1 protein-coding gene is annotated in these 672 nt (G+C 63.7%); it reads right to left on the reverse strand.

From position 1 onward, the window contains the following. Positions 1-672: acetamidase/formamidase family protein (locus FNJ47_RS46390; RefSeq protein ID WP_175068527.1), on the reverse strand; the 672-nt coding region annotated here is incomplete at both ends.

Consider the following 672-nt stretch of genomic DNA (forward strand, 5'->3'; position numbering starts at 1 on the left):
ACGCCCCAATTGCCGTCGACCACCTGGGTGACGCCGAAATCGACGCCGAGCGAGATCAGCGAGATGGCTTCGTCCTCGGTCAGCTTCTTCGTCGTCATCAGAAATTTGCGCATCTTGCGGAAGGCGTCGCGCAGAGCGAGGTCGACCGACGACTTCTTGTAGATCTCGGTCTGCGCGCCGGAGCCGAGCTCGCTCAGATAGTTGGCGAAGCTGAAGCCGTGCACCAGCCATTCGCCCTGGGTCTCCAGCATCGGGTAGTCGAGCGCTTCCAGCGCGGTGCCGGCGAGGTCCGCCTTCTTGTGCAGGATGATCTGGAAGGTGCCGTTGAGCGAGCATTCGATCGCCGTGCCGCACAGTTCGGAATCGCCTTGCGAGGCGTGGGAATCGCCGACCGAGAGCAGCCCGCCTTCGACCGCCACCGGGTAATACATCGTGGCGCCCTTGCCGATGCGCCAATTGTCGATGTTGCCGCCGGTGTAGCTCGGCGGGATCGAATCGACGAACTCGGCCTCCTTGGGCGCGAGCCCGATCACGCCGAAATGCGGACGCACCGGGATGCGCACGTTCTTCAGGATGCCGTGGTTCTCCGTGACCGTCGAATGATCGACCGGGACGCCGGGATAATCGATCGTCTTGTGCACCACGCCGGACGGATCGGTCTGCGGCGTCCAG

The organism is Bradyrhizobium uaiense (assembly GCF_010811875.1).
GTDB classification, from domain to species: Bacteria; Pseudomonadota; Alphaproteobacteria; order Rhizobiales; family Xanthobacteraceae; genus Bradyrhizobium; species Bradyrhizobium uaiense.